The sequence below is a fragment of the Variovorax sp. Varisp41 genome, assembly GCF_047325085.1.
Lineage (GTDB): Bacteria > Pseudomonadota > Gammaproteobacteria > Burkholderiales > Burkholderiaceae_C > Variovorax.
This window is the reverse complement of sequence record NZ_CP168540.1, coordinates 6,198,741-6,223,877: the sequence shown is the minus strand read 5'-3', so window position 1 is coordinate 6,223,877 and position 25,137 is coordinate 6,198,741. Positions and strand designations below refer to the sequence as shown.

Below are 25,137 nucleotides of genomic sequence, written 5' to 3'. Positions count from 1 at the left end.
CTGCATTCGCGCAGGGCCCGCGCGCCGCGAGGCATGCGGGCGCGCGGCGGCGTCAGAACGCGTGGCGGATACCGAAGTCGTAGCCGGTCGAGGACTTGGGCAGGCCGGTGTAGCCCACGCCCGTGCTGCCGTAGCCGGTGGTGCTGGCGGCCGTGAGGCTGCCGGTGTAGGCCGCGTCGTTGCGGTTGCTCACGCGTGCCACGGTGGCGTAGAGCGCGGTGCGCTTCGACAGGTTGTGCACGTAGCCCAGCGCTAGCTTGTTGACGCGCGGATCCTCGCCGTAGAGGCCGGTGGCGCCCTCGTTGTAGCGCACCGCCGAATACGAGGCGCGGATCAGGCCCGGGCCCACCGGCACGGTGGCGCCGATCAGGTAGCCCTTGTAGCTGTCGTGCGTGTTGGTCAAGCCGGTGTCGAACTTGTTCTGCACGTTCGAGAGCTCGCCGAACAGCTTGACCGGGCCGAAGTCGTACGAGGCGCCGAGGTTCACGGTCTGCACCTTGCGCGTGAGCGCGGTGGTGTCGACCGCCACGTTCTGGCCCGCGGCCAGCGCGACGTCGAGCGGCCCGTTGGCATAGCCGAAGCGCCCGCCGATGTAGCGGCCCGCGCTGCTGCTGGTGGCGGCCGTGAGGTCGGTGGCGCTGGTGCGCACGTTCTCGTTCAGGCTGTACTGCACCTGACCGTAGAAGCCGCCGAGGTTGGGCGGCAGGAAGTACGCGACCATGTTGCTGGCGCGCGCATAGTTGCTGTTGCCGATGCCCGTGCTGCCGCCCACGGTGCTGATCACGTTGGTGCCCGAGCCGTTGGTGCCGAAGGGATCGAACACGGTGTCGTTCCAGAAGGTGGCCGTGTAGTCGCGGCCCAGCCGCACTTCGCCGAAGCCGCCCGAGAGGCTCACGGTGGAGCGCCGGTTGAAGTTGGCGATGCCGGTCGCGCCGTCGTCGTTGGTGATCGGTGCCTCGAGCCAGAAGCTCGCGGCCAGCCCGCCGCCCAGGTCCTCGGTGCCCCTGAAGCCGATGCGGCTGGAGTTGTAGCCCGAGTTGGCCAGGCTCCATTGGCTCTGCTTGCTGGTGATGCCGGTGATCGCGTTGCGCGAGGTGGCCGACTGGTAGCTCACGCCGGCGTCGACGACGCCGAACAGGGTGACGGACGATTGGGCACAGGCCAGGCCGGTGACGGTCAGCGCGGCCAGGGCCGTGAGGGATTTCTTCATTCAGGTTTCTCCGGTTTCGGCGCTCTTCATCGAGCGGCCGGAACGGATGCTCCCGTCCAAATTCGGAGGAATCTGGTGCATGGGGGCGAATGTTGTTTTTGCGCGCAATCCCCGATCGCTCGCCTTACCAGAAGTCTCCCAAAAGCCAGGCAATGCTCGCGCTCTGAAGGAGCCACCATGACCATCGCATTGCAAAGCAACCTCGCCGCCTCGCTCGGCGTGCAACAGCTCGCCAACGCATTCCGCCCCGCGTTCGAGCACCTGCGCATTCTTCGCAACCTGATCATCCCGATGCCCGAGGGCTGCGCGGTGCGCACCGCGCGCATCGACGCGGTGGTGGTCTGCGAGACCGGCATCTACCTGTTCGAGATCAAGGCCTGGCGCAACGCCTTCGTCTACCGCAAGAAGTCGGACCAGGCGCCGCCGCGCTGGTTCCTGCGGCTGCAGGGCTGCAACCGCGCGCGCGAGGTGAAGGACCCGGCCTGGCAGGGCGGGCGCAAGACCACGCAGCTGCGCAGTCTGCTGCCCGACGACCTGCGGCTGCAGTACTTCGTGCTGCTGCCCTGCGAGGGCGTGGAGCTCGAGGGCGTGATGCCCGCGGCCGTCATCACGCAGCAGGACCTGCCCTATATCGCGCGGCTGGTGCGCAACAACGGCCGCACCGCGCGCAGCTATCCGCTGCTCGATGCGCAGGCGGTCGAGCGCACGGTGCAGCGGCTGCTCGAGATCCAGGGCGACCTCGACCTGGAGGAGCACCTGCGCAACTGCCGCGCCTGCACCGGCCCCGGCATGCGGGCCCCGCTCCCGGCCCCGGGCTGGCTGTCCGCCAACGCCATCGGACTGCAATAAAGGAGAGAAAGTGAACTCGGCGCGGCGTCCCAAATTTCTCCGACATTGGACGAAACCATGCGCCGATGAAATCTCCGAAGTCCCTCGCGGGCCTGGCGCTGCTCGCCGCGCTGATCGCACCTTCCACCCGGGCCGCCGAGCCCTTCGCCGTGCAGGACATCCGCCTGGAAGGCCTGCAGCGCGTGGAGGCGGGCACCGTCTTCGCGACCCTCGGCCTGCGCGCCGGCGACACCTACAGCGACGAACGCGGCAGCGAAGCGATCCGCGCGCTGTTCGCGCTGGGCCTGTTCAAGGACGTGCGCATCGACGTCAGCGGCCGCGTGCTGGTGGTGATCGTCGAGGAACGCCCGACCATCGCCGACGTCGACTTCACCGGCACCAAGGAATTCGACAAGGCGGCGCTGCAGAAGGCGCTGCGCGAGGTCGGGCTGGCCGAGGGCCGGCCCTACGACAAGGCGCTGGCCGACCGCGCCGAGCAGGAGCTCAAGCGCCAGTACCTGGGCCGCGGCCTCTACAACGCGCAGGTCGTCACCACCGCCACGCCCACCGAGCGCAACCGCGTGAACCTGAGCTTCGGCGTGACCGAGGGCGAGCCCGCGCGCATCCGCGAGGTCCGCATCGTCGGCGGCAGGGATTTCAGCGAGAGCACGCTGCTCGACCTGTTCGACCAGGACAGCGGCGGCTGGCTCAGCTGGTACACCAAGTCGAACCAGTACTCGCGCGCCAGGCTCGACGCCGACCTCGAGACCCTCAAGAGCTACTACATCACGCGCGGCTACCTCGAGTTCCGCGTCGACTCCACCCAGGTCGCGATCTCGCCCGACCGCCAGGACCTCGCGATCACCGTCAACATCACCGAAGGCGAGAAGTTCACGGTGGCCGGCGTGAAGCTCGCGGGCGACTACCTGGGCCGCGACGATGAATTCAAGACCCTGGTCACGGTCCGGCCCGGCGAGCCCTACAACGGCGAGCAGGTCGCGGCCACCACCAAGGCCTTCACCGACTACTTCGGCACCTTCGGCTATGCCTTCGCGCGCGTGAAGGCCGAGCCCGAGATCGACCGCGCACGCCACCGCGTGACCATGGTGCTGCGCGCCGAGCCCGCGCGCCGCGCCTATGTGCGGCGCATCCACATCGGCGGCAACGCGCGCACGCGCGACGAGGTGATCCGCCGCGAGTTCCGCCAATACGAGGGCGCCTGGTACGACGGCAACAGGATCAAGCTCTCGCGCGACCGCGTGGACCGGCTCGGCTTCTTCACCGACGTCAACGTCGAGACGCAGGAGATCCCCGGCTCGCCCGACCAGGTCGACATCGCGGTGACGGTGGCCGAGAAGCCCACGGGCTCGCTGCAGCTCGGCGCCGGCTATTCGTCCACCGACAAGATCTCGCTGAGCTTCGGCATCACGCAGGAGAACGTGTTCGGCTCGGGCAACTACCTGGGCCTGCAGGTCAACACGAGCTCCTACAACCGCACGATCTCGGTGACCGCCACCGATCCCTACTTCAGCAAGGACGGGATCTCGCGCACCTTCAACCTGTTCCACACCACCACCCGCCCCTACTACGAGGCCGACGGCAACTACAAGCTCGCGAGCGACGGCGGCTCGGTGCGCTTCGGCATCCCGGTCGGCGAGCTCGACCGGATCTACCTGGGCATCGGCGTGGAACGCTATGCGTTCACGCCCGGCAGCAACGGCAGCTACACGCTGGTCGACGGCTCCTATGTCTACACCGCGACGCCGCAGGCCTACCTCGACTACTTCCAGTGCACCGGCACGGCGCCGAGCGTGAGCTGCGCCAACCGCAACGTGGTGGCCTTTCCGGCCACGCTGGGCTGGTCGCGCGACGACCGCGACAGCGCGCTGATCCCGACCCGGGGCCGGCTGCAGAGCGCGAACCTCGAGGTCGGCGTGGGCGGCGCGCTGCGCTACCTCAAGAGCAACTACCAGTACCAGCAGTACTTCCCGCTGTCCAAGCAGTACACGCTGGCTTTCAACGGCGAGCTCGGCTATGCACGCGCGCTCGGCGACTCGGCCTTTCCGATCTTCAAGAACTTCTACGCGGGCGGGCTGGGCTCGATCCGCGGCTTCGAGCAGAACTCGCTGGGGCCGCGCGACGCGGTGACCGAAGGCGCGCTGGGCGGCACGCGCAAGGCGATCTTCAACCTCGAGTTCAGCACGCCGTTCCCGGGCGCGGGCAACGACCGCTCGCTGCGGCTGTACAGCTTCCTCGACGCGGGCAACGTGTTCGCGAGCCGCACGGCCAGCATGAGCGATGCGCAATGGAAGGCGCAGAACAGGTTGCGTGCCTCGGCCGGCCTGGGCATCAGCTGGATCTCGCCGCTCGGGCCGTTGCGACTGGCCTATGCGGTGCCGCTGCGCTACCAGAAGGAGGACACGGCCAACGGCATCGCGGCCGACCGCACGCAGCGGCTGCAGTTCCAGATCGGCACCGCGTTCTGAGCGCCATGGCCCGCATCCTGCTGGTGGAAGACGCGCGCCACGACAGCGCCGCCGCGCTGCACGGCCTGCTGCACGCGGCCGGCCACGAGGTCGAGCGGATCGGCGACGGCGCGGCCGCGCTCGAGCGCATCCTGCAGGCGCCGCCCGCGCTCACGCTGCTCGAGGTGGCGCTGCCGCGCATCGACGGCCTGCGGGTGCTGGAGGCGGTGCGTTCGCTGAGCGACCATCCGATCATCATGCTGACGGCGCGCACGCGCGAGGCCGACCGGCTGCGCGGGCTCGACCTCGGGGCCGACGACTACGTCTGCAAGCCCTTCTCGCCGCGCGAGGTGGTGGCGCGCGTGAACACGGTGCTGCGCCGCCATGCGCAGCGCCGGCACGCGGCGCGGCCCTCGGCGGCCGTGGCCTTCGACGACGCCGGGGGCGGGGCGCGGCTCGAGGGCCGGCCGCTGGCGTTGACGCGGCGCGAGCTGCTGCTGCTGCGCGCGCTCTCGGGCGACCCGGGCCGGGTGTTCAGCCGTTCGACGCTGCTCGAGGCCGCGTTCCCCGAGGCGCTCGAGGTGAACGAGCGCGCGGTCGACGGCCACATCAAGAACCTGCGCCGCAAGCTCTCGGCCGCGGCGCCCGCGCACGACTGGATCCGCTCGATCTACGGCGTGGGCTTCAGCTTCGCGGAGCGGCCGGCCTGAACTTCAACGGGCGTGGTAGCGGCAGGCCCCCGCGCCGCGGCGCGCGCCCGGCTTCGGCGCGGCGGGACTGTAGCTGTCGAAGGGCTGGCCGGGCCGGGGACGGGCCTGCTGCGGCAGTGCCGCGCGCTCGATCTCCATGATCGGCGCGAGCGTGGAGACCGGCGTGCGGCGCACCGTGCCGCGCCCGCCGGTTTCGGGCGGGCACTCGTCGCGCACCGCGACCACCGTGCCGGCCGCGAGGCCGCAGAAGGCCAGCGCGCCCGCCAGGCGCTGCATGCGCTTGCCGCGGCGCTCGGCGGGCGCGGCAAGGCTCACGTCGACTCCTCCCCGAGGGCCGTGCCGCCGACCACGCAGGGCCGCGTGGCGCGGCCCTCGGCCCAGTGGATCGCGAAGATCCAGGCGGGGGCGAACAGCCCGAACAGCGCGAGGAGCGCGGGCCACAGGAGGTCGATGCACGGTGTCATGGCAGCCATCGTGCGTGCCGATTCGGGAGAAAAATGGGAGATGGGCCCTCCCAGATTCCTCCACATTTGGCGGTCATGATCGGCGGCTTGCCGATGACGCCCCCGTCCGCCCTGCCCGCGCCCGCCGCGTCGCCTGTCGCAGAATGCGGCCCTCACCTCCCGAGACCATGCCGCGCCTGCGCCTGACCCTCTCCCGCAAGATCTTCCTCGCGCTCGCCGCGCTGCTGATCGTGCTGCTGCTGAGCTTCGCGGGGCTGTCGATCCTCGCGCTGCAGCGCGGCCTCGGCGCCTACGTGGCCGAGATCGAGATCCGCCGCATGGACTGGCTCTCGCAGCTGGTGCTCAAGCACTACGTGCTCAATGGCGACTGGAAGAGCCTGCGCGACAACGACGAGGCCTGGCACCGGCTGCAGATGGGCCGCGTGGCGACGGTGCTCGACAACGCGAGCACGCCCGACGACCGCCGGCTGCCGCCCTGGTACGAGTACCGCACGCGCGGCGCTCCGCCCGAGGGCTCGGCCGACAACGGCCCGCCGCCGATGCCGCCGGGCCAGCTCGAGCTGCTGCCGCGGCGCGCGGCGCCGGCGATGCCGCCGCCCTTCTTCTTCGCCGATCCGCGCGCGATGGCCGACTCGATCTACCAGCGGCTCGCGGTGCTCGACGCGCAGGGTGCGCGCGTGGTGGGCGCGACCATCGACCCCGAGAACGCGGCGCGCCTGCCGATACGGCGCGGCCGGGCCGTCATCGGCTACCTCGCGCTGGCGCCGCTGCAGGGCCTGGAGAGCGAGGCCGACCGCGCCTTCCTGGCGCGGCAGTCGGGCGTGATCGTGCTCACGGGCCTCGCGGGCCTGGTGTTCGCGCTGGCGCTCTCCTACCTGCTGGCGCGGCGCTGGTTCAAGCCGGTCGACGACCTGACGCAGGCGGCGCAGGACGTGGCGCGCGGCCGGCTGTCGACGCGCGTGGTGGTGCAGGGCTCGGACGAGCTCGCGCTGCTGGGCAAGACCTTCAACGACATGGCGCAGCGGCTCGACACCGTGGAGGCCTCGCGCCGCGCCTGGCTGGCCGATGCCGCGCACGAGCTGCGCACGCCGCTGGCCGCGATGCGCGCCGAGATCGAGGCGCTGCAGGACGGCGTGCGCACCTTCGACGAACGCACGGCGCTGCGGCTGCACCGCCAGGTGATCCGGCTCGGCCAGCTGGTGGACGACCTGCGCAGCAGCATGCGCGCGCCGCAGAGCGACCTGCCGACCACGACGGTGTATCCGCTGTCGCTGCTCAAGGAGGCGCTGGACCACACGCGCGACCGCTTCGCGCAGCGCGGCATCGCGGTCGACCGGCGCGCCATCGACCTGATCGCGGCACGCAAGCAGCCGGCGATCGAGGGCGACGCGCACCGGCTGCACCAGGTCTTCATGAACCTGCTCGAGAACACGCTGGCCTACACCGACCCCGGCGGCGTGCTGCGCATCGACGTCACGGTGGAGGGGCCGTGGACCGGCCACAGCCTCACGCTGCTGTTCGACGACAGCGCACCGGGCGTGCCCGAGAGCGAATTGCCACGCCTGTTCGACCGCCTGTTCCGCGGCGAGACCTCGCGCAGCCGCGAGCACGGCGGCTCGGGCCTGGGCCTGTCGATCTGCCGCACCACCATCGAGGCGCACGGCGGCACCATCGACGCCTCGCCCTCGCCGATGGGCGGGCTGCGCGTCACCCTCACCCTGCCGCTGGCCACTTCACCATGATCCGCCCATGACCCGCATCGTGATCGTCGAGGACGAAGCCGACATCGCCTCGGTGGTGCAGGACTACCTGCGCCACGCGGGCTACGAGACCACGCATTTCGCCGATGGCCAGAGCGCCCTCGAGAGCATCGTGGCCGCGCCGCCCGACCTGACCCTGCTCGACATCATGCTGCCGCGGCTCGACGGCATCGAGGTGCTGCGGCGCGCGCGCGAGCACACGGCCCATCCGATCATCATGCTGACGGCGCGCATCGAGGAGGTCGACCGGCTGCTGGGCCTGGAGCTCGGCGCCGACGACTACGTCTGCAAGCCCTTCTCGCCGCGCGAGCTGGTGGCGCGCGTGCGCGCGGTGCTGCGTCGCGCCGCGCCGGGCCTGTCCGACCCGGGAGGGCCGGGCCGCGCCGCGACCGACGCGGCGCCCGGGCTGGTGCTCGACGACGTGCACTGGCGCGCCTCGCTCGAGGGCACGCCGCTGAACCTCACGCGGCGCGAGTTCGGGCTGCTGCAGGTGCTGTCGCGCCATCCGGGGCGCATCTTCTCGCGCGCGCGGCTGCTCGAGCTGGCCTACGACGACACGGTGGACGTGACCGAGCGCGCGATCGACAGCCACGTGAAGAACCTGCGCCGCAAGCTCGGCGCGGTGACGCCCGGGCACGACTGGATCCGCTCGGTGTACGGCGTGGGCTTCGCGTGGGAAGCACCGCCGCCCGCGGACTGAGCCGCCCCGCTACTGCGGACCGCCGCAGAAGGGCACGGCCGAGGTGTCGGCCGCGGTGAAGCGCATCGTGCTGGCGCGCCGCGCGCTGCGCGGCTTGTTCGCGGGCCATTCGCTCTCGGTCCAGCTGAAGCTCCAGCCATAGGCGGCGCCGGGCCGCGCGGCGTCGGCATAGGCGATGCGCAGGCTGCCGGCGGTCTCGTCGTGGCAATGCGGCGAGGTCTTGTATTCCTTCTCGGAGAAGCAGGCACGGATCATCTGCGAGCACCAGAACGGGATGTCCTCGTAGGCGGCCCTGGCGCCGGCCGGGTCGCCGTCGATCGGCACGAAGTCGGCCACCACGAAGCTGGCGCCACCGCCCGAATACATGTCGCTGAAGGCGCTCTGCACCGCGACCGCCCAGCGGCCGTCGGCCAGCGGATAGAGCGCGGGCGCGAGCGAGCGCTGCGCCTCGCGGCCGCCACCGAGCTTCGAGGGCGTACCCTGGTAGGCCGAGAAGTCATGCAGCCGCTGCAGGCGCCAGCTTCCGTCCGCATTTCTCTGGACGCGCGCCATGGCGAGCGGCTTCACCGACAGCACCACGTACTCGCCCTCGGCACTGCCGCGCGGCCGGTAGAGGCCGAGCTCGCCGGCGTTGCAGGACGTCGAGAGCAATGCGCACAACGTGGGGCGCCATTGGGCGTCGACCGATTCCGGCTTGGCGACGCGGTCGAAGACCTGGGCTGTGGGGGCGGCGATCGCTGCCGTTGCGGCGAGGAACGAGAGCGCGGCGATGGCGGGGCGGATGAAGGGCATGGCGGGATCTTAGGGCGGGCTTGCTGCGGTTCGGGATGCGGGCGGTTCGACGACCGGCATACTTGCCGCCGCCCTTCCCCGACACGCCGAGGCCTCCATGACCCCAGAGCTGCGCCCCCTCTTCGACGCCCAGCGCGCCGCCAGCCTGCGCGACCAGGCCCCGCCTTGGAGCGTGCGCGCCGATCGCCTGCGCCGGCTGCGCGCGCTGGTGCGCGAGCACCGCGCCGCGATTGCCGCGGCGATCAGCGCCGACTTCTCGAACCGGCCGCGCCAGGAGACCGAGCTGGCCGAGGTCTTCCCCACGCTCGAGGGCATCGACCATGCGCTGCGCCACGGCAAGCGCTGGATGCGCGTGCGCCGCCGCAGCACCGGGCTGTGGTTCAAGCCCGCGTCCTCGCGGCTGATGCCGCAGCCGCTCGGCGTGGTCGGCATCGTCGTGCCCTGGAACTACCCGCTGTACCTCGCGGCCGGGCCGCTCACGGCCGCGCTGGCCGCGGGCAACCGCGCGATGCTCAAGCAGTCGGAGTACACGCCGCGCTTCGCCGAACTGTTCGCGCGGCTCGTGGGCGAGGCCTTCGCGCCCGACGAGATCGCGGTGGTCAACGGCGACGCCGAGGTCGCGCGTGAATTCGCGAGTCTGCCCTTCGACCACCTGCTGTTCACCGGCTCGACCGAGGTCGGCCGCCACGTGATGCGCGCCGCGAGCGAACACCTGACGCCGGTCACGCTCGAGCTCGGCGGCAAGTCGCCGGCCATCGTGGGCCGCGGCGCCGCCTTCGACAAGGCGGTGGAGCGCATCCTCGTGGGCAAGACGCTCAACGCGGGCCAGACCTGCATCGCGCCCGACTACGTGCTGGTGCCGCGCGAGCAGCAGGCGCGCTTCGTCGAGACCGCGCGGCGCGTGTTCGCCTCGCTCTACCCCGACCTGGGGCGCAACACCGACTACACCAGCATCGTGAGCCCGCGCCATTTCGCGCGGCTCGCGTCGCTGGTGGACGAGGCCCGGGCGCAGGGGGCCGCGGTGGAACGGCTGGGCGACGCGCCGGCCGATGCCGCGTCGCGGCGGCTGCCGCCGGTGCTGCTCACCGGCGTGGACGACGGCATGCGCGTGATGCAGGAGGAGATCTTCGGCCCCGTGCTGCCGCTCGTGCCCTACGACACGCTCGAGGAGGCCATCGGCTACGTCAACGCCCGGCCGCGGCCGCTCGCGCTCTACCTGTTCGAGAAGCAGCGCGCGGACATCGACCGCGTGCTGGCCCAGACCGTGGCCGGCGGCGTGACCGTCAACGACACGCTGTTGCACATCGCGCAGGACGACCTGCCCTTCGGCGGCGTCGGCGCGAGCGGCATGGGTGCCTACCACGGCGAGTTCGGCTTCCAGACCTTCTCGAAGATGAAGCCGGTGTTCCACCAGTCGGGCCTCAACGGCCTCGGCCTGTTCAAGCCGCCCTACGGCAAGACCTTCGAGCGCATGCTGAAGCTGCTGGCGCGCTGAGGCCGCCACCGCGGCCGCGAAGGATCGGGCAAGAACCGGCAAACGCAGGGCCGGAAACGGCCAGCCCCGAAGCGCCCGCGCACCGAAGATGGGCCCATGCGAGAAGAAAGTTCGCCTGCCAGCCGGTGTCGCCGGCGCGACGCCCTTGTTTCGGAGAAAAAGGCAAGAACCGCGTTCGATCCGGATAACGCCCGAGGCGGCAGCGGCGCGACACTTCCAAGCATGCCGGGAGCCCCTTGGCAACCGTGCATCCCCCAAGCATGAGGAGTTATCCATGACCGCAATCCAGGACAAAGTCGTTCTCATCACCGGCGCGAGCAGCGGCATCGGCGAAGCGACCGCGCGGCTGCTCGCGCGTCGCGGCGCGCATGTGGTGCTCGGTGCGCGCCGCACCGACCGGCTCGCGGCGCTCGCGGCCGAGATCCGGGCCACCGGCGGCTCGGCGAGCTTCCAGCGGCTCGACGTCACGCTGCGCCCCGAGATGGAGGCCTTCGCCGAACTGGCGCTCGAGCGCCACGACCGCATCGACGCGCTGGTCAATGCCGCGGGCGTGATGCCGCGCTCGCCGCTGTGGATGCGCAAGATCGAGGAGTGGGAGCTCATGATCGACGTCAACCTGCGCGGCGTGCTGCTCGGCATCGCGGCCGTGCTGCCGACCATGCAGGAACAGGGCTGGGGCCACATCGTGAACCTCGCGCCGGTGTCGGTCACGGGCGTGACGGCCGAGTCGGCCGTCTACCACGGCACGCAGTACGCGGTGGACGCGATCTCCGAGGGCCTGCGCCAGGAGCATGCGGGCCGCGTGCGCGTGAGCGTGCTCCATCCCGAACTCGCGCCGCCGGGCGATCCGCGCCTGGAGCGCATCGCGGCGGGCCTGGCGGGCGAACGCATGTCGACGCGGCGGCGCCTGCTGGCGCCGGCCGACGCGGTGGCGCGTTCGATCGCCGGCGCGATCGAGGGCGGCTACTACGCGGCGCATCCCGTGCCCGCGCTGCTGCGCTCGCCGGGCGGCCGCTCGGACAGCGCGCCCGAGGAGCCGGCCGAGTACGCCTTCTGATTCAGTAAGTCTTGTAGGGCAGGAACTTGCCCGAGAGCACCACGTTCACGCGGTCGCCCTTGGGATCGGGCTCGCGCTGGATGTCCATGCTGAAGTCGATGGCGCTCATGATGCCGTCGCCGAACTCCTCGTGGATCAGTTCCTTGATGGTGGTGCCGTAGACGCTGACGATCTCGTACCAGCGGTAGATCAGCGGATCGGTCGGCACCGCCGAGGGCAGCGAGCCCTTGTACGGCACCACCTGCAGCCACTTCTGCTCCTCGGCGCTGAGGCCGAAGATGCGCCCGACGATCTTGGCCTGCTTCTCGTCGAGCGTCATCTGGCCGAGACAGGCGGCGGTGGTCCATTCCTTCGAGAGGCCGAGCTTCTTCGCGACATCGGCCCACTGCAGGCCCTTGGCCACCTTGGTGGCGATGATCTTCTCGGTGACGTCGTTGCGGTTCATGTTCAGGTGCTCCTTGAGTGCCGGACACGGGCAAGCAACAGGCGTGCCGCCGCCCGGCCCGGCGCCATCAGGCGCGTTCCCAGCGGAACTTGCGCTCCGACTCCGCGATGGGCTGGTCGTTGATGCTCGCGTAGCGCCGCTGCATCAGGCCGTTGGGCGCGAACTCCCAGTTCTCGTTGCCGTGGCTGCGGAACCAGTGGCCCGAGTCGTCGTGCCATTCGTACTCGAAGCGCACCGCGATGCGGTTGTCCATGAAGGCCCAGAGCGTCTTCTTCAGGCGGTAGTCGAGCTCGCGCACCCACTTGCGCTGCAGGAACTGCACCACCTGCTCGCGGCCGTTGACGAAGTCGGCGCGGTTGCGCCATTCGGTGTCGGGCGTGTAGGCCAGGCTCACGCGTACCGGGTCGCGCGTGTTCCAGGCATCTTCGGCGGCCTGGACCTTCTTGAGCGCGGTCTCGAGCGTGAACGGGGGCAGCGGCGGGCGGGATTCGGATTCCATGGCGGTCTTTCGGTGAAGAGGAGAAGGTTGGAAAAAGGCAGAGGCGGTGTAGCCCGGCCGCAATGTGCCATATGTAGACAGACCTGTCTACATGGCGGCGGGAGTGCCTACAATCGCGCCATGGACCTGGACCTTTCCGCCCTGCCCGCGCGCGAGCGCATCCTGCTCACGGCGCACGACCTCTTCTATGCCGACGGCATCCGCGCCACCGGCATCGACCGCGTGATCGCGGCCTCGGCCGTGACCAAGGTCACCTTCTACCGCCACTTCCCCTCGAAGGACGACCTGGTGCGCGCCTTCCTCGACCACCGGCATGCGCGCTGGATGGCCTGGTTCGTCGATGCGCTGGGGCGGCGCGGCGCGCACGAGCGCAGCGGCGACGCGCAGGCCCTGCTGCTGCTGGCCGACGTGATGGCCGAATGGTTCGCCGACCCGGTGTTCCGCGGCTGTGCCTTCATCAATGCCGTGGCCGAGGTCGGCGGCAGCGTCGAAGGCGCGGCCGAGCGCGCGCGCGATCACAAGCGCGAGATGGTCGAGGTGATCGCCGACCTGCTCCCCGCCACGCTGCCGCAGCGCATGGCGCTCGCGCAGGCCGCCGCCATCGGCATCGACGGCGCGATCGTCAAGGCGCAGATGGGCGGCGCCGAGCTGGTGCGCGAGGCGGTCGAGGACCTGCGCCGGCTGCTGCGCGCGCTGGCCGACGCCGCGGCGCCTACTTCACCACCATCGCGGTGAACGGCCACACATAGGCCTGCAGGGTCACGAGGATGCCGACCAGGCAGGCCAGCGCGATCGAGTGGAAGAACACGTAGCGCAGGATCTCTCCCTCGTGGTTGAACCAGCGCGTGGCGGTCGAGGCCACCACGATCGACTGCGCATCGATCATCTTGCCCATCACGCCACCCGAGCTGTTGGCCGCGCCCATGAGGTTGGGGCTCAGCCCGAGCTGGTCGGCCGCCACCTTCTGCATGCCGCCGAACAGCACGTTCGAGGCCGTGTCGGACCCCGTGAGCGCCACGCCCAGCCAGCCCATCAGGGTGCCGAAGAAGGGATACAGCACGCCCGTGTTGGCGAAGGCCAGGCCCAGGGTGGTGTCGAGCCCCGAGTAGCGCGTGAGCGTGCCCAGCGCGAGCATCAGCACGATGGTGAGCAGCGAGAACTTCACCAGCCACAGCGTGCGGCCGTAGGCGGCCACGAGCTGGACCGGGTTGTACTTCATGACCAGCCCGCCCACGAGCGCCGACACCAGGATGCCGGTGCCGGTGGCCGAGAGCAGCAGCAGCTGGTAGACCGCGCCTTCCTTGGTCGGCTTGGGCACCACCGGCGCCACCTTCTCGATCATGTTGTGCAGCCCCTCGATCGGGAAGTTGGGCGCGAAGATGCCGTTGAGCCAGGTCTTGACCGCGGGCAGGCCCCAGATGAACACGAACACCGTGAGGATCAGCCACGGGGTCCAGGCGCGCACCACCGCGGCGGTGGGATGCCTGGTGGGCGCGCCCACCGGCGCGGCCTCGCCGCCGTCGGCCTCGTGGCCCTTGAGCGAGACCGAGGTCCAGACCTTGGCAGGCCTCCACACGCGCAGGAACAGCACCAGGCAGACCATCGAGACGATGGCCGCGATGATGTCCACCAGCTCGGGACCGATGAAGTTCGACACCAGGTACTGCGGGATCGCGAACGAGACACCGGTGACCAGGATCGCCGGCCAGATCTCCCACATGCCCTTGCGGCCCGCGAAGGCCCAGATCAGCCAGAACGGCACCAGCACCGAGAAGAAGGGCAACTGCCGGCCGATCATCGCGGTGACGGCCATCAGGTCGTAGCCGTGCACCTTGGCCAGCGTGATCACCGGCGTGCCGAGCGCGCCGAAGGCCACCGGCGCGGTGTTGGCGATCAGCGAGAGCCCCGAGGCCGCGAGCGGCGAGAAGCCCAGCCCGATCAGGATGGCGGCGGTCACCGCCACCGGCGTGCCGAAGCCGGCCGCGCCCTCGAAGAAGGCGCCGAAGGCGAAGGCGATCAAGAGCAGCTGCAGCCGCCGGTCCTCGGTGATGCCGGCGATGGAGTCCTGCAGCACCTGGAAGCTGCCGTTCTGCTGCGTGAGCTGCTGCAGGAAGATGATGTTGAGCACGATCCAGCCGATCGGCAGCAGCCCGGTGATGCCGCCGAGGAAGGCGGCCTTGCCCGCCATGTCGGCCGGCATGCCGAAGGCGAAGACCGCGATCGCCAGCGCGCTGAGGAGGCCGAGCCCGGCCGCGAAGTGGGCCTTGACGTGCAGGAGGCCGAGGCACACCAGCATCACCACCACCGGTATCGCGGCGAGCGCCGTCGATACCACCATGTTCCCGAACGGGTTGTAAACCTGCTGCCAAACCATGTGTCTGTCTCCGTACTGTTGGTATTCGATGTGACGGATGCGCTGCAACACACTGCGATCGCTCAAGCCTCCTTTGCCGTTTCTCTCCTCTGCACTGCACTGCGGCGCGGCGAAACGAAGCGCCGGGGCGGTCGGGCCCGCGGCGCTTCGATACCATCGTACGCCCGCAACCCCCGCGGCGCACCACCTGCGGACAACCGTGGGCCGGCCCGCCCCCTCGGGTACAACCTCCTTCTACGCACTGCCTTCGCACCTTCATGGCTTCCACGCGCCTCCCCTCGACCCAGGGCCTGCTCGCCTTCGAGGCCGTCGCGCGCCTGCGCAGCGTGAACCTGGCGGCCGAGGAGCTCAGCGTGACGCCCAGCGCCGTGAGCCACCGCATCCGCCAGCTCGAGTCGCAGCTCGGCCTGCGCTTCTTCGCGGGCAGCGACTTCAGCCTCAGCGCCGACGGCATCGTCTACCTGGCGCGGGTGCGCGAGGCCATCTTCGCGCTCGAGCAGGTGCCCGGCCGCGAGGCCGCGCCCAACACCCGGCGGCTGCGCGTGGCCGTCACGCCCACCTTCTCGCGCCAGATCCTGATGCCGCAGCTCGCGCGCTTCTGCGAGGCCCATCCCGAGGTCGAGCTGGTGATGCAGGTGACGGCGCCGATGCGCGAGAACGCGCTCGACGAGGCCGACATCGAGTTGCGTTTCGGCGCCGGACCGTTCCGCCAGCGCGAGTTCCTGCAGTTCCCGGCCGATGCGCTCACGCCCGTGTGCAGCCCGGCCTACCTGAAGCGCCACGGCCCGTTCGAGGGCTTCGCCACCCGGGCCGAGGTGGAGCGCGCCCAGCTGCTGCGCACCCCGCTCGAGAACTGGCGCATCTGGTTCGCGGCCCACGGCATCGGCCTGCCCGAGCCCGCCAGCGGCGCCCAGTTCACCGACCTGGGCCTGCTGCTCGAGGCGGCGGCCGAAGGCCTGGGCGTGGCGCTGATGCGGCTGCACCTGGGCCGCGCCTGGATCGACGGCGGCCGGCTGGTGCGGCTGTCGCCGGTCAGCGTACCCTCGCCCAACCACTACTTCCTGTGCTGGCGGCCGGGTGCGCTGGAGCGGCCCGAATGCGCCGCGTTCGTGGCCTGGGCGCGGCAGTCGCTCGAAGGCTGAGCCGGGCGCCTGAATTCTTTTCAGATCGCCGGCCAGCGTTTTTCAGCCCGGCCGGGCCCCGCCGAAGCCACACTCACGGCGCCGCGCGTTGCGCTGCGGGAGGAGCTGCTGCCCAATAATGGCGGCGGCCCGGCCCCCAGGCCCGCCCACGACAACAACCCGTTCCACAGGAGACTCCCCGTGCCCGACCTTTCCAAGATCACCTGCATCGAAGACCTGCGGGTGGTCGCCAAGCGGCGCGTGCCGAAGATGTTCTACGACTACGCCGACTCCGGCGCATGGACCGAGGGCACCTACCGCGCCAACGAGAGCGACTTCCAGAAGATCAAGCTGCGCCAGCGCGTGGCGGTCAACATGGAGGGCCGCTCCACCCGCACCACCATGATCGGGCAGGACGTGGCGATGCCGGTGGCGATCGCGCCCACGGGCCTCACGGGCATGCAGCACGCCGACGGCGAGATCCTGGGCGCGCTCGCGGCCAAGGCCTTCGGCATCCCGTTCACGCTCTCGACCATGAGCATCTGCTCGCTCGAGGACATCGCCGAGAACACCGGCCGCCATCCGTTCTGGTTCCAGCTCTACGTGATGAAGGATCGCGACTTCATCGAGCGCCTGATCGACCGCGCGCGCGCGGCCAACGTGTCGGCGCTGCAGCTCACGCTCGACCTGCAGATCCTCGGCCAGCGCCACAAGGACATCAAGAACGGCCTGACCACGCCGCCCAAGCCCACCATCAAGAACCTGCTGAACCTCGCGACCAAGCCGCACTGGTGCCTTGGCATGCTGGGCACCAAGCGCCGCACCTTCCGCAACATCGCGGGCCATGCCAAGGGCGTGAAGGACCTGTCCTCGCTGTCCTCGTGGACCGCCGAGCAGTTCGACCCGGCGCTGAACTGGGGCGACATCGAGTGGATCAAGAAGCGCTGGGGCGGCAAGCTGATCCTCAAGGGCATCCTCGACGCGGAAGACGCGCGGCTGGCCGCGAACAGCGGCGCCGACGCGCTGATCGTGTCGAACCACGGCGGACGCCAGCTCGACGGCGCGCCCTCCTCGATCAGCGCGCTGCCGGCCATCGTCGATGCCGTGGGCCGCGACATCGAGGTCTGGATGGACGGCGGCATCCGCAGCGGCCAGGACGTGCTCAAGGCACGCGCCCTCGGTGCCCGCGGCACGCTGATCGGCCGCAGCTTCCTCTACGGCCTCGGCGCCTACGGCCAGGCCGGCGTGACGCGCGCGCTGCAGATCATCCACAAGGAACTCGACGTGACCATGGCGTTCTGCGGCCACACGAGCATCGACACGGTGGATTCGGGGATCCTGCTGCCGGGCACGTTCTAGCAGGTCCGCGCCAGGGGCACGGGCCGCGCGCAAGGCCACGTCGGCGATAGGCCGATGCGGCACCCGCTGACACGACCCGGCCGTCGTGCGGCGCAGAATGGTCCGGCAACAACAACACGGCCGCCGGCCCGTTCGGTGGCCCACAGGCACCATGAGCGCGACCACGCCCCTCCAGGCCGGCCCGGCAAGCCCGGCGGCCTCCGCATCCCCACCCCACTACAGCGCGGAAGAGAAGCGCCACCGCGTGTTCGCGATCATGGCGGCCTCCTCGGGCAACCTGGTCGAGTGGTTCGACTTCTACGTCTACGCGTTCTCGGCGCTGTATTTCGCGCCGGCCTTCTTCCCCAAGTCCGATCCCACCGCGCAGCTGCTCAACACCGCCGGCGTGTTCGCGGCCGGCTTCCTGATGCGGCCGATCGGCGGCTGGCTGTTCGGCCGCATCGCCGACCGGCTCGGGCGCAAGACCTCGATGCTGATCTCGGTCACGATGATGTGCGGCGGCTCGCTGGTCATCGCCTGCCTGCCGACCTACGCGGCCATCGGCGCCTGGGCGCCGTTCCTGCTGTTGATGTGCCGACTGTTCCAGGGCCTGTCGGTGGGCGGCGAATACGGCACCACCGCCACCTACATGAGCGAGGTCGCGCTGCGCGGGCAGCGCGGCTTCTTCTCCTCGTTCCAGTACGTCACGCTGATCGGCGGCCAGCTGCTCGCGGTGCTGGTGATCGTGGTGCTCGAGCAGCTGCTCAGCGAGGCCGAGCTCAAGGCCTGGGGCTGGCGCATCCCGTTCGTGATCGGCGCCATCGCCGCGGTGGTCGCGCTGCTGCTGCGCCGCACGCTGCACGAGACGCAGAGCGACGAAGCGAAGAAGAACAAGGAGGCCGGCAGCATCGGCGGCCTGTTCAGGCACCACACGCCGGCCTTCCTCACCGTGCTGGGCTACACGGCCGGCGGCTCGCTGATCTTCTACACCTTCACCACCTACATGCAGAAGTACCTGGTGAACACGGTGCACCTGCCGATCAAGACCGCGAGCTACGTGATGACCGGCGCCCTGTTCGCCTACATGTGCATGCAGCCGCTGTTCGGCGCGCTGTCGGACCGCATCGGCCGGCGCAACAACATGCTGCTGTTCGGCGGCCTGGGCGCGATCGCCACCGTGCCGATCCTCACCGCGCTGCAGCACACCACCAGCCCGTTGCTGGCCTTCGTGCTGATCATCGTGGCACTGGCCATCGTGAGCTTCTACACCTCGATCAGCGGCATCGTGAAGGCCGAGATGTTCCCGCCCGAGGTGCGCGCGCTCGGCGTGGGCCTGGCCTACGCGGTGGCCAACGCGATCTTCGGCGGCTCGGCCGAGTACGTGGCGCTGGGCCTGAAGTCGCTGGGCCACGAGTCGGCCTTCTTCTGGTACGTGAGCGCGATGATGGTGATCGCCTTCCTCGTGAGCCTGCGGCTGCCGAGGCAGGCCAGCTATCTGCACCACGACCATTGACCTACTTGCGCGATCCGGCGGCGCGCGGCTAAACCATTCCGCGTAGGACGAGGCGACGTCTCGCCTCGCGGCACACGATCGTGGCACGCCACGGGTTGCTCCACGTGGCATCTCTGGTTAGTCTGCTCCGCGGCCCTATCGGCGGGCCAGCAGAACAACCAGGGAAGCCATGCCAGTTTCGTTCGCGGCCCTGTGGGCCAACCATCCCACCATCAAGGGCGACGCGCCCCTGCTCGACAAGGACGTCTACAAGGACCAGTGCGCGATCAACCTCGCCGCAGCCTTCATGCGCGCGGGCGTCTCCTTCGACCGCTTTCCCGGCACCTTCTCGTGGCAGTCCGACAAGCCGAAGTACCCGATCCGCGCGCAGGAGTTGGCGAACTGGTTCAGCCAGTCCCAGGGCGGCCTGATGCATCGGGTCGAGAAGTACGAGGGCAAGGACGGCTTCGAGAAGATCGCGGGCCGCAGCGGAGTCATCTTCATCCAGAACTACTGGGGGCCGGGCCGGCAAGGCGACCACATCGATCTCTGGAGCGGCGCCAGGCTCACCGATTTCTCGTCCTGGTTCCGCGTTCACATGGGCATTTCGTGGGAGGGCCTGATGACCGACTACCGCAAGGCCTCGGCCATCTGGTTCTGGTACGTGCCATGAACCGCATCAAGCACCTCGCAGCCATCGTGGCCGGCGCGCTCATCGTCGGCTTCCTGTTCTACAAGCTCATCGGGCCTGCGGGCCAGTGGTACGAACTCCATCACGCACGCAATGACGGCGACCTGGGCACGCTCTACATGGTCGCGCTCGGCGTGCAGTGCGTGTCGATCGTCGTGGGCGGCTGGCTCGGCAGCCGCGTCTACCGGCGGCTGCGGCGCGGGTCCTGAGGGTTCCGGCTATCCCCGGCATGAGGATTTCCAAACCCGCGCCGAGGCGATGCGCGGCACCATGGAGTCTCAGCCAGGAGAACCACCATGACGCTCATCAGGAACCTCAGAAAACTCGTCGGCGGCGCCATCTCGCTCGCGGGCGCCGCGGTGCTGATCTCCCAGCACCTCTGACGCACCGCCCACAGCCCGCGGCGCTCAGTCCGCGTACACCCCCGCGGCCTTGATGATCGGGCTCCACTTCGCGATCTCGGCCGCCACGAACTTCTTGTGGCCCTCGGGCTCGATGCGCCCGTCGGTCGCGACCACGGCGCCCAGCGCTTCCTCGCGCTTGATGAAGTCGGCGTCCTTCAACGCGGCCTTCAGGGCTTCGTTGAGCTTCTTCTGGATCGCCGCCGGCGTGCCCTTGGGCGCGTAGAGGCCGTGCCAGATCGTGACCTGGAAGTCCTTCAGGCCCGACTCCTGCAAGGTGGGCAGGTCCTTGAGCAGCGGCGTGGTCAGGCGCTTGGGCGAGGTCACGGCATAGGCCTTGACCTTCTTGGCCTCGATCTGCGGCGAGGTGTTGGTGGTCTGGTCGCACAGCAGGTCGATCTGGCCGCCGATCAGGTCGGTGATGGCCGGCGCCGTGCCCTTGTAGGGCACGGTCGTCATCTCGGTCTTGGTGGCGCTCTGGTAGAGCAAGCCGCACAGGTGCGAGGCCGAGCCCACGCCGGCGTTGCCGATGTTGATCTTTCCCTTGTTGGCCGACACCCACGAGGACAGCTCGGCGTAGTTGTTGGCCGGCAGGCTGGGCTTGGCGATCAGGGTCATCGGCACGTCGTTGACGATGCCCAGGTACTCGAAGTCGGTCTCGACCTTGAACGGCACGTTGCGCACCAGCGTCGGCACGGTGGCCATGGCGATGTGGTTGAGCAGCAGCGTGTAGCCGTCGGGTGCCGTGCGCGCCACCTTGGCCGCGCCGATCGAGCTGCCCGCGCCGGGCACGTTGTCGATGATCACGCTCGCGCCGCCCAGCGGCTTGCGCAGCGCCTCGGCGAGGTCGCGCGCGACGCGGTCGGTGGGGCCGCCGGCCGCGAAGGGCACGACGATGGTGACGGGCTTGCCCGCCGGGAAGTCCTGCGCCTGAGCGGGGAAGGCACAGGCGGCGGCCACCGTGGCGAGGGCGAAGGCGAAAGCGAAACGCTGGGTCATGGAGTCTCCGGGTATTGAAAGGTCGAATGCGAAAAGAGGATCAGGGCGCGCGCGCCGGCACGCGGCTCTCGAGCGGCGGCGGCTGCCAGGCCGGCTGGATGTGGCAGCCGTTCCTGCCGTCGGTGTCGTAGCGCGGCATCAGCGCGGCGCAGCGCTGCGCGAGGCCCGCGGGCGTGGGCTTTTCGCCCTTGTCGATCCAGTCGAGCAGCGCGGCGAACAGCGCCGGGTATTCCGAATCGCTGAGGTAGCTGTGCTCGCGCTCGTCGCTGAAGCTCTGCACCAGCAGGTCGCCGGTGCCGGCCGCGTCGCGGATGCGGCGGTAGGCGTTCTCGAGCTCGACGAAGGCGGTCGGGTCGTGGATGGCATGCAGCCCCACGGTGGGCAGCGCGGTGCGGCCCGTGGGCTGGCTGTCGGCCGCGAGCGCGCCCTGGGCCTGCGGATCGGCCGCGTAGCGCGGCACGCCGGCATTGAGCGCGGCCGCCTCGGCCGGCGCCGCGGCATAGCTCACGCCGACGTTGCCGAAGGGATTGCGGCCCTGCAGCCGCAGCTGCGTCAGGTCCTGGAACAGCCAGGTGGCCCAGTTCAGGTGGCCGACCAGCGAGCGCTCGGGGATCTTCACCGCGGTGAGGATGGTCTTGAGCCGCGCGGCCTGCTCGGGCGTGCGCTGCGCCGCGGGCAGGCCCACGCCGGTGCACTCGCGCACGCGCTCGGCCAGCTCCTTGCGCGTGAGCTTCGCGTCGAGCGGCAGGCCCTGCCACAGCGGGTACTGCGGCTCGTCGGGCTTCGGATGGTTGCGGCAGACGTACTGGTAGACCACGCGCAGGTCGAGCCGGAAGTCGTAGGCGCTGTTGCCGCCGCCGAGCACGCCGCTGGTCAGCAGCAGGCCGTCGTAGGGGCCCTTGGCGCCGCCGGCCGGCGCATAGAGCTCGGCCGCCTTCGCCGCCACGCCCGCGCCATAGCTCTGGCCGTGCAGCAGCGTGCGGCGCGGCTCGCCGAAATGGCGCACGAAGAGCTGGCGCAGGCGCTCGGTGTCCTCCGCCGCCATGGTCACGCCGTAGCCGCCGCGCCGGTAGGTGGAACCGGCCCAGGCATAGCCGGCCTTCACGGTGACGGCCCAGCGCTTGAGGTCCTCCTCGCTGCGCTCGAGCTTGGGGGGCCCGGTTTCAGGGCCGCCGTGCGCGTGCATCACGAGCACGCCGCGGTTCCAGTCCCTGGGGATCGCGATCCAGTAGAGCGCGCCCGTGCCGTCGGCACCGGTGTAGCAGCGGGCGCCCTCGGGGACCGGGGCCGGGCAGGTGGCGGCGCGCGGTCCTTCGACGCGCGCGGCCTGCGCCGGCAGCGTGGCGAACAGGGCGGCGGCCGCGGTCAGCGCCGCCGCGAAGGCGGGGCGTGCCCGCCGCTCGAGATGCATCGTCAATGGCGTACTCCGAGTTGCAGCGCCGCGCTCGTGCCCGCGCCGGACACGAAGCCGAGCACGCCGCTGTTGAAGAGGAAGTGGTCCGGCGCACCGAGGCTGGATTCCACCACGCCCGGCACCGGCTTGTCGTAGCTCAGCGTCGCGGTCGTGCCCGCGAGATTGAAGCCGGTGCCGGCCACGGTGGCCGCGGCGTTCTCGCCCTTCACGCTGGCCATCACGTAGCTGCCGTCGGCCGCGCCCGCGGTCAGGCTCAGTTGCGTCGCATGCAGGCGCAGGCCGAAGCTGGTGGCCGATTCGCGCACCAGGTGCATCGGCACCGCGGCGCCGTTCACCAGGCCGATCACCATCGAGCCGGTGAGCGTGCCGCCGGTGGTGGTGGCGCCGCCGGTCGGCGCGGTGGTGCGCAGGTCGAAGGCATTGCGCGTGCCGTTCCAGGTGATGTAGCCCTTCTCGGTCTCGGTGCAGTTGGCGTCGTAGACCATGAAGCTGCCGGCATTGCCGGCCGCGCTGCGGCAGTACTGGAAGGTGCCCGCGTTGCGCAGCCGCGCCGCGCCGGCATAGGCCACGGCGCTGCCGCTGCCCTGCTGCACGCCGACCGTGTTGAAGATGTTCGCGACCGGGTTGAACACCGCGGGCGAGGCCGAGTTCTCGAAGGTGTTCTGGAACGCGAGCAGCGGTGCGAAGCCGCCGCCGCTCGGCGCGTTCACGCCGCCCAGCAGCACGCCGCCCGGCGCGAACGCGAACGCCGCACCGCTCTCGCCGCTGGTGTAGCTGCACTGCCCCTGCGACACCAGCGTGCCGCTGCGCGTGGTGCCGGCGGTGCGCTGCAGGCTGGCATCGACGGTGACGGTGTAGGCCATGGTGGCCGGGTCGATCTTCACGCTGAGTTCCTCGCCGAAGCTGTCGCCGCCCTTGTAGGTGGCGACGGCCGCGGGCAGGTTCGGGCAGGCCAGCGGATCGCCGACCTCGGTCACGCAGCTGTAGTTGACGGCCGCGTCGAGGCTGCCGCTGCCGCGGTACTTGGGCCAGGCCGGGAACTGGCACAGCGGGCGGGTGCGGCCGTAGGTGCCGGCCACCGCGTCCACCGCCACGCCGGTGGCGGGCGCGAGGCCGCCCTCGACCCAGCCCTCGAGCGCCGCGAGCGAATCCCAGTTCGGGATGAACACGCCGGTGCCGTGGCCCATGCCGGGCACGGTGTAGAAGCGCACGTTCTGGTCGACCGAGGCCTGGCCCACGGTGGCGATCAGCTGCTTGTAGTAGTCGATGGTCGAGTTCGGGCTGATCACCTCGTCGGCCAGGCCGTGCAGCATGATCAGCTTGCCGCCGTGCGCGAAGAAGGGCGCGAGGTCCGGGTTGGTGGCGTCGGTGAGATTCGACACCTCGGTCACGCGCGCGGCGTAGGCGCCGGGGTTCAGCGGATCGAAGGTCAGCGTGTCGAAGCCCTCGATGCGCGTCACGAAGTACTTCACCCACTGGTCGCCGGTGACGTACATGTTGGCGTCGGCCGAGGTGGCCGGGTTGGCCGGCACCTTGCGCGTGCCGAGGTCGCGCGTGGTGTACGGGCCCGCCACCAGCGCGCCTTCGAGCAGGTTGTAGCCGCCCGCGCGCTTCACGCCGTTGCCCAGCGCGTAGCTCGTGAACTCGAGCGGCGACTCGATGGTGCGCACGGTATCGAGCTGCGCGTCGGACAGGCAGCCGTCGCCGGTGTCGGTGCCGCCGGTGCAGCGCAGCGAGGCGAGGATCTGCGTGTTGAGCTGGCGGCAGCTCTCGACGTTGCTCACGATGCCGTCGGCCGCGCCGTCGAGCTTGTCGCAGGCCTGCAGCACGGTCCGCTGCACCAGCAGCGTCTTGGCCACGTTCATCCAGCCCGCGCCGCCGTTGTTGTAGAGCGCCCGGCCCACGGCCACATTCGACAGCCGCGTGCCCGTGTAGTTGAGCGCGGGCTCGTTGGCGATCACGCCGTCGTAGTCGAGCGGCCAGCGCTGGATGTAGCTCAGCGCGTCGCGCCCGCCGGTCGAGGTGCCGAGGAAGTAGGCCTTCTTCGGCTTGCTGCCGTAGCGCGCGAGCACCAGCGCCTGCGCCACGTCGCGCGTCTTCTTGAGCGACTGGCCGCCGTAGTTGGCGAGCTGCTCGTCGTTGGCGGCGAAGCGGCCGTCGGTGATGCTGCTGGCCTGGTGGCCCGAATCGTCGCCATAGGTGGCATAGCCCAGCGCGAGCGGCGCGGGCTTTTCGCGCGGGCCGAAGCGGATCACCTCGGTGCCGTCGATCAGCACGCCGTCGAAACCGCCGCCGCCGAAGTGGATGGTCTTCTGGTTCCACTTCTCGGGCAGGTTCAGCGCGAAGTTGATCAGCTGCGAGTTCGGGTCCACCGGCTGGATGGTGCCGCGCACGCGGCAGTAGTCGCCGTAGTTGTTGCCGGCATCGCCCGCGGCCACCGCGGTGGCGCTGGTCACGGTGGCGCCTTGCGTGGGCAGGCTGATCTGCGAGGCGGCCAGGGTCATGCCGGCGAGTTCGGCGCAAGCCTTCGCGGTTTGTGCCGGCGGCGGGTTGACGGGCGGGTTGCCGCCGTCGCCGCCATTCGCCGGCGGGTTGACGGGCAGGAACGGAAAGCCGCCGCCCCCTCCTCCGCCGCCACCGCAGGCGGCCAGGATCAGCGAGAGGCCCAGCGCGGTGGCACCGGCGCGCAGCATGGAGGGAAGGCCGGGTCGGGTCGGCACGGATGTCGGCAAGGGGCGCGATGGGCGCATGGTCTTTGTCTCCGGAACACGGCCTCGCGGGGCCGTTCATTGAAAGTTGCCCCGCGGCCGCGACAAAAAACGCATCGGCTCGAAGGGGCGGCCGGACGATAGAAGCAGCCTGACCTGGGGTCAAATAAAATA

At 70.2% G+C, this 25,137-nt stretch carries 23 protein-coding genes; 13 read left to right on the top strand and 10 right to left on the bottom strand.

Annotation, left to right across the window (positions count from 1 at the left end):
* Positions 1–52: 52 nt before the first annotated feature.
* Positions 53–1,210 (bottom strand): porin, encoded by a 1,158-nt coding sequence (locus ACEN9J_RS28895; RefSeq protein WP_057595274.1) that lies wholly within the window; start codon positions 1,208–1,210, stop codon positions 53–55.
* 177 nt (positions 1,211–1,387) lie between these two features.
* On the opposite strand from ACEN9J_RS28895, the gene ACEN9J_RS28890 reads away from it, so the two are divergent.
* The 3 genes from ACEN9J_RS28890 (at position 1,388) to ACEN9J_RS28880 (ending at position 5,213) form a co-directional block, all read left to right on the top strand.
* Positions 1,388–2,059: a nuclease-related domain-containing protein gene (locus tag ACEN9J_RS28890; RefSeq protein WP_413762705.1), complete on the top strand. Its 672-nt coding sequence runs from the start codon at positions 1,388–1,390 to the stop codon at positions 2,057–2,059.
* A 65-nt stretch (positions 2,060–2,124) separates the two neighbouring features.
* Positions 2,125–4,524, top strand: coding sequence for an outer membrane protein assembly factor BamA (bamA, locus tag ACEN9J_RS28885; RefSeq protein WP_413762704.1), 2,400 nt, complete (start codon positions 2,125–2,127; stop codon positions 4,522–4,524).
* Between the two features lie 5 nt (positions 4,525–4,529).
* Positions 4,530–5,213: a response regulator gene (locus ACEN9J_RS28880; RefSeq protein ID WP_057595277.1), complete on the top strand. Its 684-nt coding sequence runs from the start codon at positions 4,530–4,532 to the stop codon at positions 5,211–5,213.
* A 3-nt stretch (positions 5,214–5,216) separates the two neighbouring features.
* On the opposite strand, the gene ACEN9J_RS28875 is transcribed toward ACEN9J_RS28880, so the two are convergent.
* Positions 5,217–5,528, bottom strand: a complete 312-nt coding sequence (locus tag ACEN9J_RS28875; RefSeq protein ID WP_413762703.1) for a hypothetical protein — start codon at positions 5,526–5,528, stop codon at positions 5,217–5,219.
* Positions 5,525–5,677, bottom strand: a complete 153-nt coding sequence (locus ACEN9J_RS28870) for a hypothetical protein (protein WP_172705354.1) — start codon at positions 5,675–5,677, stop codon at positions 5,525–5,527. The genes ACEN9J_RS28875 and ACEN9J_RS28870 overlap by 4 nt, the downstream gene beginning before the upstream one ends.
* A gap of 167 nt (positions 5,678–5,844) precedes the next feature.
* Here ACEN9J_RS28870 and ACEN9J_RS28865 point away from each other — a divergent pair, with 167 nt between their 5' ends.
* Together ACEN9J_RS28865 and ACEN9J_RS28860 are read left to right on the top strand one after the other, a co-directional pair.
* Positions 5,845–7,419, top strand: coding sequence for an ATP-binding protein (locus tag ACEN9J_RS28865; RefSeq protein WP_261215747.1), 1,575 nt, complete (start codon positions 5,845–5,847; stop codon positions 7,417–7,419).
* A 7-nt stretch (positions 7,420–7,426) separates the two neighbouring features.
* Positions 7,427–8,137: a response regulator gene (locus tag ACEN9J_RS28860; protein WP_413762702.1), complete on the top strand. Its 711-nt coding sequence runs from the start codon at positions 7,427–7,429 to the stop codon at positions 8,135–8,137.
* Between the two features lie 9 nt (positions 8,138–8,146).
* Here ACEN9J_RS28860 and ACEN9J_RS28855 read toward each other — a convergent pair whose 3' ends face one another.
* Entirely contained in the window at positions 8,147–8,929 is a 783-nt protein-coding gene (locus ACEN9J_RS28855; protein ID WP_057595281.1) for a hypothetical protein, read from the bottom strand.
* Positions 8,930–9,026: 97 nt separating this feature from the next.
* On the opposite strand from ACEN9J_RS28855, the gene ACEN9J_RS28850 reads away from it, so the two are divergent.
* Positions 9,027–10,424 (top strand): coniferyl aldehyde dehydrogenase, encoded by a 1,398-nt coding sequence (locus ACEN9J_RS28850; protein WP_296735354.1) that lies wholly within the window; start codon positions 9,027–9,029, stop codon positions 10,422–10,424.
* A 274-nt stretch (positions 10,425–10,698) separates the two neighbouring features.
* The gene (locus tag ACEN9J_RS28845; RefSeq protein WP_261215741.1) at positions 10,699–11,481 is read left to right on the top strand and encodes an SDR family oxidoreductase; all 783 of its coding nucleotides are present in this window, start codon (positions 10,699–10,701) and stop codon (positions 11,479–11,481) included.
* 1 nt (position 11,482) lies between these two features.
* Here the strand turns inward: ACEN9J_RS28845 and cynS are convergent, their stop codons facing one another.
* Both cynS and ACEN9J_RS28835 read right to left on the bottom strand, forming a co-directional pair.
* Positions 11,483–11,926: a cyanase gene (cynS, locus tag ACEN9J_RS28840; protein WP_296735360.1), complete on the bottom strand. Its 444-nt coding sequence runs from the start codon at positions 11,924–11,926 to the stop codon at positions 11,483–11,485.
* A 67-nt stretch (positions 11,927–11,993) separates the two neighbouring features.
* Positions 11,994–12,425, bottom strand: a complete 432-nt coding sequence (locus tag ACEN9J_RS28835; protein ID WP_057595284.1) for a DUF1348 family protein — start codon at positions 12,423–12,425, stop codon at positions 11,994–11,996.
* Between the two features lie 126 nt (positions 12,426–12,551).
* On the opposite strand from ACEN9J_RS28835, the gene ACEN9J_RS28830 reads away from it, so the two are divergent.
* Positions 12,552–13,160, top strand: coding sequence for a TetR/AcrR family transcriptional regulator (locus tag ACEN9J_RS28830; RefSeq protein ID WP_057595300.1), 609 nt, complete (start codon positions 12,552–12,554; stop codon positions 13,158–13,160).
* On the opposite strand, the gene ACEN9J_RS28825 is transcribed toward ACEN9J_RS28830, so the two are convergent.
* Positions 13,138–14,799 (bottom strand): L-lactate permease, encoded by a 1,662-nt coding sequence (locus tag ACEN9J_RS28825; protein WP_057595285.1) that lies wholly within the window; start codon positions 14,797–14,799, stop codon positions 13,138–13,140. The genes ACEN9J_RS28830 and ACEN9J_RS28825 overlap by 23 nt on opposite strands.
* A gap of 257 nt (positions 14,800–15,056) precedes the next feature.
* Here ACEN9J_RS28825 and ACEN9J_RS28820 point away from each other — a divergent pair, with 257 nt between their 5' ends.
* The 5 genes from ACEN9J_RS28820 (at position 15,057) to ACEN9J_RS28800 (ending at position 19,650) form a co-directional block, all read left to right on the top strand.
* Positions 15,057–15,941 (top strand): LysR substrate-binding domain-containing protein, encoded by an 885-nt coding sequence (locus tag ACEN9J_RS28820; RefSeq protein WP_057595286.1) that lies wholly within the window; start codon positions 15,057–15,059, stop codon positions 15,939–15,941.
* A gap of 180 nt (positions 15,942–16,121) precedes the next feature.
* A complete protein-coding gene (locus ACEN9J_RS28815) occupies positions 16,122–17,279 on the top strand; it encodes an alpha-hydroxy acid oxidase (protein WP_057595287.1) in 1,158 nt (385 codons plus the stop codon).
* A gap of 151 nt (positions 17,280–17,430) precedes the next feature.
* Positions 17,431–18,771 carry an MFS family transporter gene (locus ACEN9J_RS28810; protein ID WP_057595288.1) on the top strand — a complete coding sequence of 447 codons (1,341 nt, stop codon included), beginning with the start codon at positions 17,431–17,433 and terminating at the stop codon, positions 18,769–18,771.
* 169 nt (positions 18,772–18,940) lie between these two features.
* Entirely contained in the window at positions 18,941–19,423 is a 483-nt protein-coding gene (locus ACEN9J_RS28805) for a type VI secretion system amidase effector protein Tae4 (protein ID WP_413762701.1), read from the top strand.
* Positions 19,420–19,650: a hypothetical protein gene (locus ACEN9J_RS28800; protein ID WP_413762700.1), complete on the top strand. Its 231-nt coding sequence runs from the start codon at positions 19,420–19,422 to the stop codon at positions 19,648–19,650. Before ACEN9J_RS28805 ends, ACEN9J_RS28800 begins: the two co-directional genes overlap by 4 nt.
* A 198-nt stretch (positions 19,651–19,848) precedes the next feature.
* On the opposite strand, the gene ACEN9J_RS28795 is transcribed toward ACEN9J_RS28800, so the two are convergent.
* Genes ACEN9J_RS28795 through ACEN9J_RS28785 form a run of 3 tightly spaced genes read right to left on the bottom strand, consistent with a single transcriptional unit; the run spans position 19,849 to position 24,948 of the window.
* Complete coding sequence (locus ACEN9J_RS28795) at positions 19,849–20,841, bottom strand: tripartite tricarboxylate transporter substrate-binding protein (RefSeq protein ID WP_413762699.1); 993 nt, start codon at positions 20,839–20,841, stop codon at positions 19,849–19,851.
* Positions 20,842–20,881: 40 nt separating this feature from the next.
* Entirely contained in the window at positions 20,882–22,252 is a 1,371-nt protein-coding gene (locus ACEN9J_RS28790; protein WP_413764631.1) for an alpha/beta hydrolase family protein, read from the bottom strand.
* 2 nt (positions 22,253–22,254) lie between these two features.
* Positions 22,255–24,948 carry a tannase/feruloyl esterase family alpha/beta hydrolase gene (locus ACEN9J_RS28785; protein ID WP_413762698.1) on the bottom strand — a complete coding sequence of 898 codons (2,694 nt, stop codon included), beginning with the start codon at positions 24,946–24,948 and terminating at the stop codon, positions 22,255–22,257.
* Between the last annotated feature and the right edge of the window lie 189 nt (positions 24,949–25,137).

Bases quoted from the DNA above. Each gene is read 5' to 3' on its own strand.
- bamA (WP_413762704.1), top strand. From the start codon at position 2,125: ATGAAATCTCCGAAGTCCCTCGCGGGCCTGGCGCTGCTCGCCGCGCTG.
- ACEN9J_RS28805 (WP_413762701.1), top strand. From the start codon at position 18,941: ATGCCAGTTTCGTTCGCGGCCCTGTGGGCCAACCATCCCACCATCAAG.
- ACEN9J_RS28855 (WP_057595281.1), bottom strand. From the start codon at position 8,929: ATGCCCTTCATCCGCCCCGCCATCGCCGCGCTCTCGTTCCTCGCCGCA.
- ACEN9J_RS28785 (WP_413762698.1), bottom strand. From the start codon at position 24,948: ATGCTGCGCGCCGGTGCCACCGCGCTGGGCCTCTCGCTGATCCTGGCC.
- ACEN9J_RS28845 (WP_261215741.1), top strand. From the start codon at position 10,699: ATGACCGCAATCCAGGACAAAGTCGTTCTCATCACCGGCGCGAGCAGC.
- ACEN9J_RS28835 (WP_057595284.1), bottom strand. From the start codon at position 12,425: ATGGAATCCGAATCCCGCCCGCCGCTGCCCCCGTTCACGCTCGAGACC.
- ACEN9J_RS28865 (WP_261215747.1), top strand. From the start codon at position 5,845: ATGCCGCGCCTGCGCCTGACCCTCTCCCGCAAGATCTTCCTCGCGCTC.
- ACEN9J_RS28890 (WP_413762705.1), top strand. From the start codon at position 1,388: ATGACCATCGCATTGCAAAGCAACCTCGCCGCCTCGCTCGGCGTGCAA.
- cynS (WP_296735360.1), bottom strand. From the start codon at position 11,926: ATGAACCGCAACGACGTCACCGAGAAGATCATCGCCACCAAGGTGGCC.
- ACEN9J_RS28880 (WP_057595277.1), top strand. From the start codon at position 4,530: ATGGCCCGCATCCTGCTGGTGGAAGACGCGCGCCACGACAGCGCCGCC.
- ACEN9J_RS28825 (WP_057595285.1), bottom strand. From the start codon at position 14,799: ATGGTTTGGCAGCAGGTTTACAACCCGTTCGGGAACATGGTGGTATCG.
- ACEN9J_RS28850 (WP_296735354.1), top strand. From the start codon at position 9,027: ATGACCCCAGAGCTGCGCCCCCTCTTCGACGCCCAGCGCGCCGCCAGC.
- ACEN9J_RS28820 (WP_057595286.1), top strand. From the start codon at position 15,057: ATGGCTTCCACGCGCCTCCCCTCGACCCAGGGCCTGCTCGCCTTCGAG.
- ACEN9J_RS28800 (WP_413762700.1), top strand. From the start codon at position 19,420: ATGAACCGCATCAAGCACCTCGCAGCCATCGTGGCCGGCGCGCTCATC.
- ACEN9J_RS28870 (WP_172705354.1), bottom strand. From the start codon at position 5,677: ATGACACCGTGCATCGACCTCCTGTGGCCCGCGCTCCTCGCGCTGTTC.
- ACEN9J_RS28810 (WP_057595288.1), top strand. From the start codon at position 17,431: ATGAGCGCGACCACGCCCCTCCAGGCCGGCCCGGCAAGCCCGGCGGCC.
- ACEN9J_RS28895 (WP_057595274.1), bottom strand. From the start codon at position 1,210: ATGAAGAAATCCCTCACGGCCCTGGCCGCGCTGACCGTCACCGGCCTG.
- ACEN9J_RS28790 (WP_413764631.1), bottom strand. From the start codon at position 22,252: ATGCATCTCGAGCGGCGGGCACGCCCCGCCTTCGCGGCGGCGCTGACC.
- ACEN9J_RS28860 (WP_413762702.1), top strand. From the start codon at position 7,427: ATGACCCGCATCGTGATCGTCGAGGACGAAGCCGACATCGCCTCGGTG.
- ACEN9J_RS28795 (WP_413762699.1), bottom strand. From the start codon at position 20,841: ATGACCCAGCGTTTCGCTTTCGCCTTCGCCCTCGCCACGGTGGCCGCC.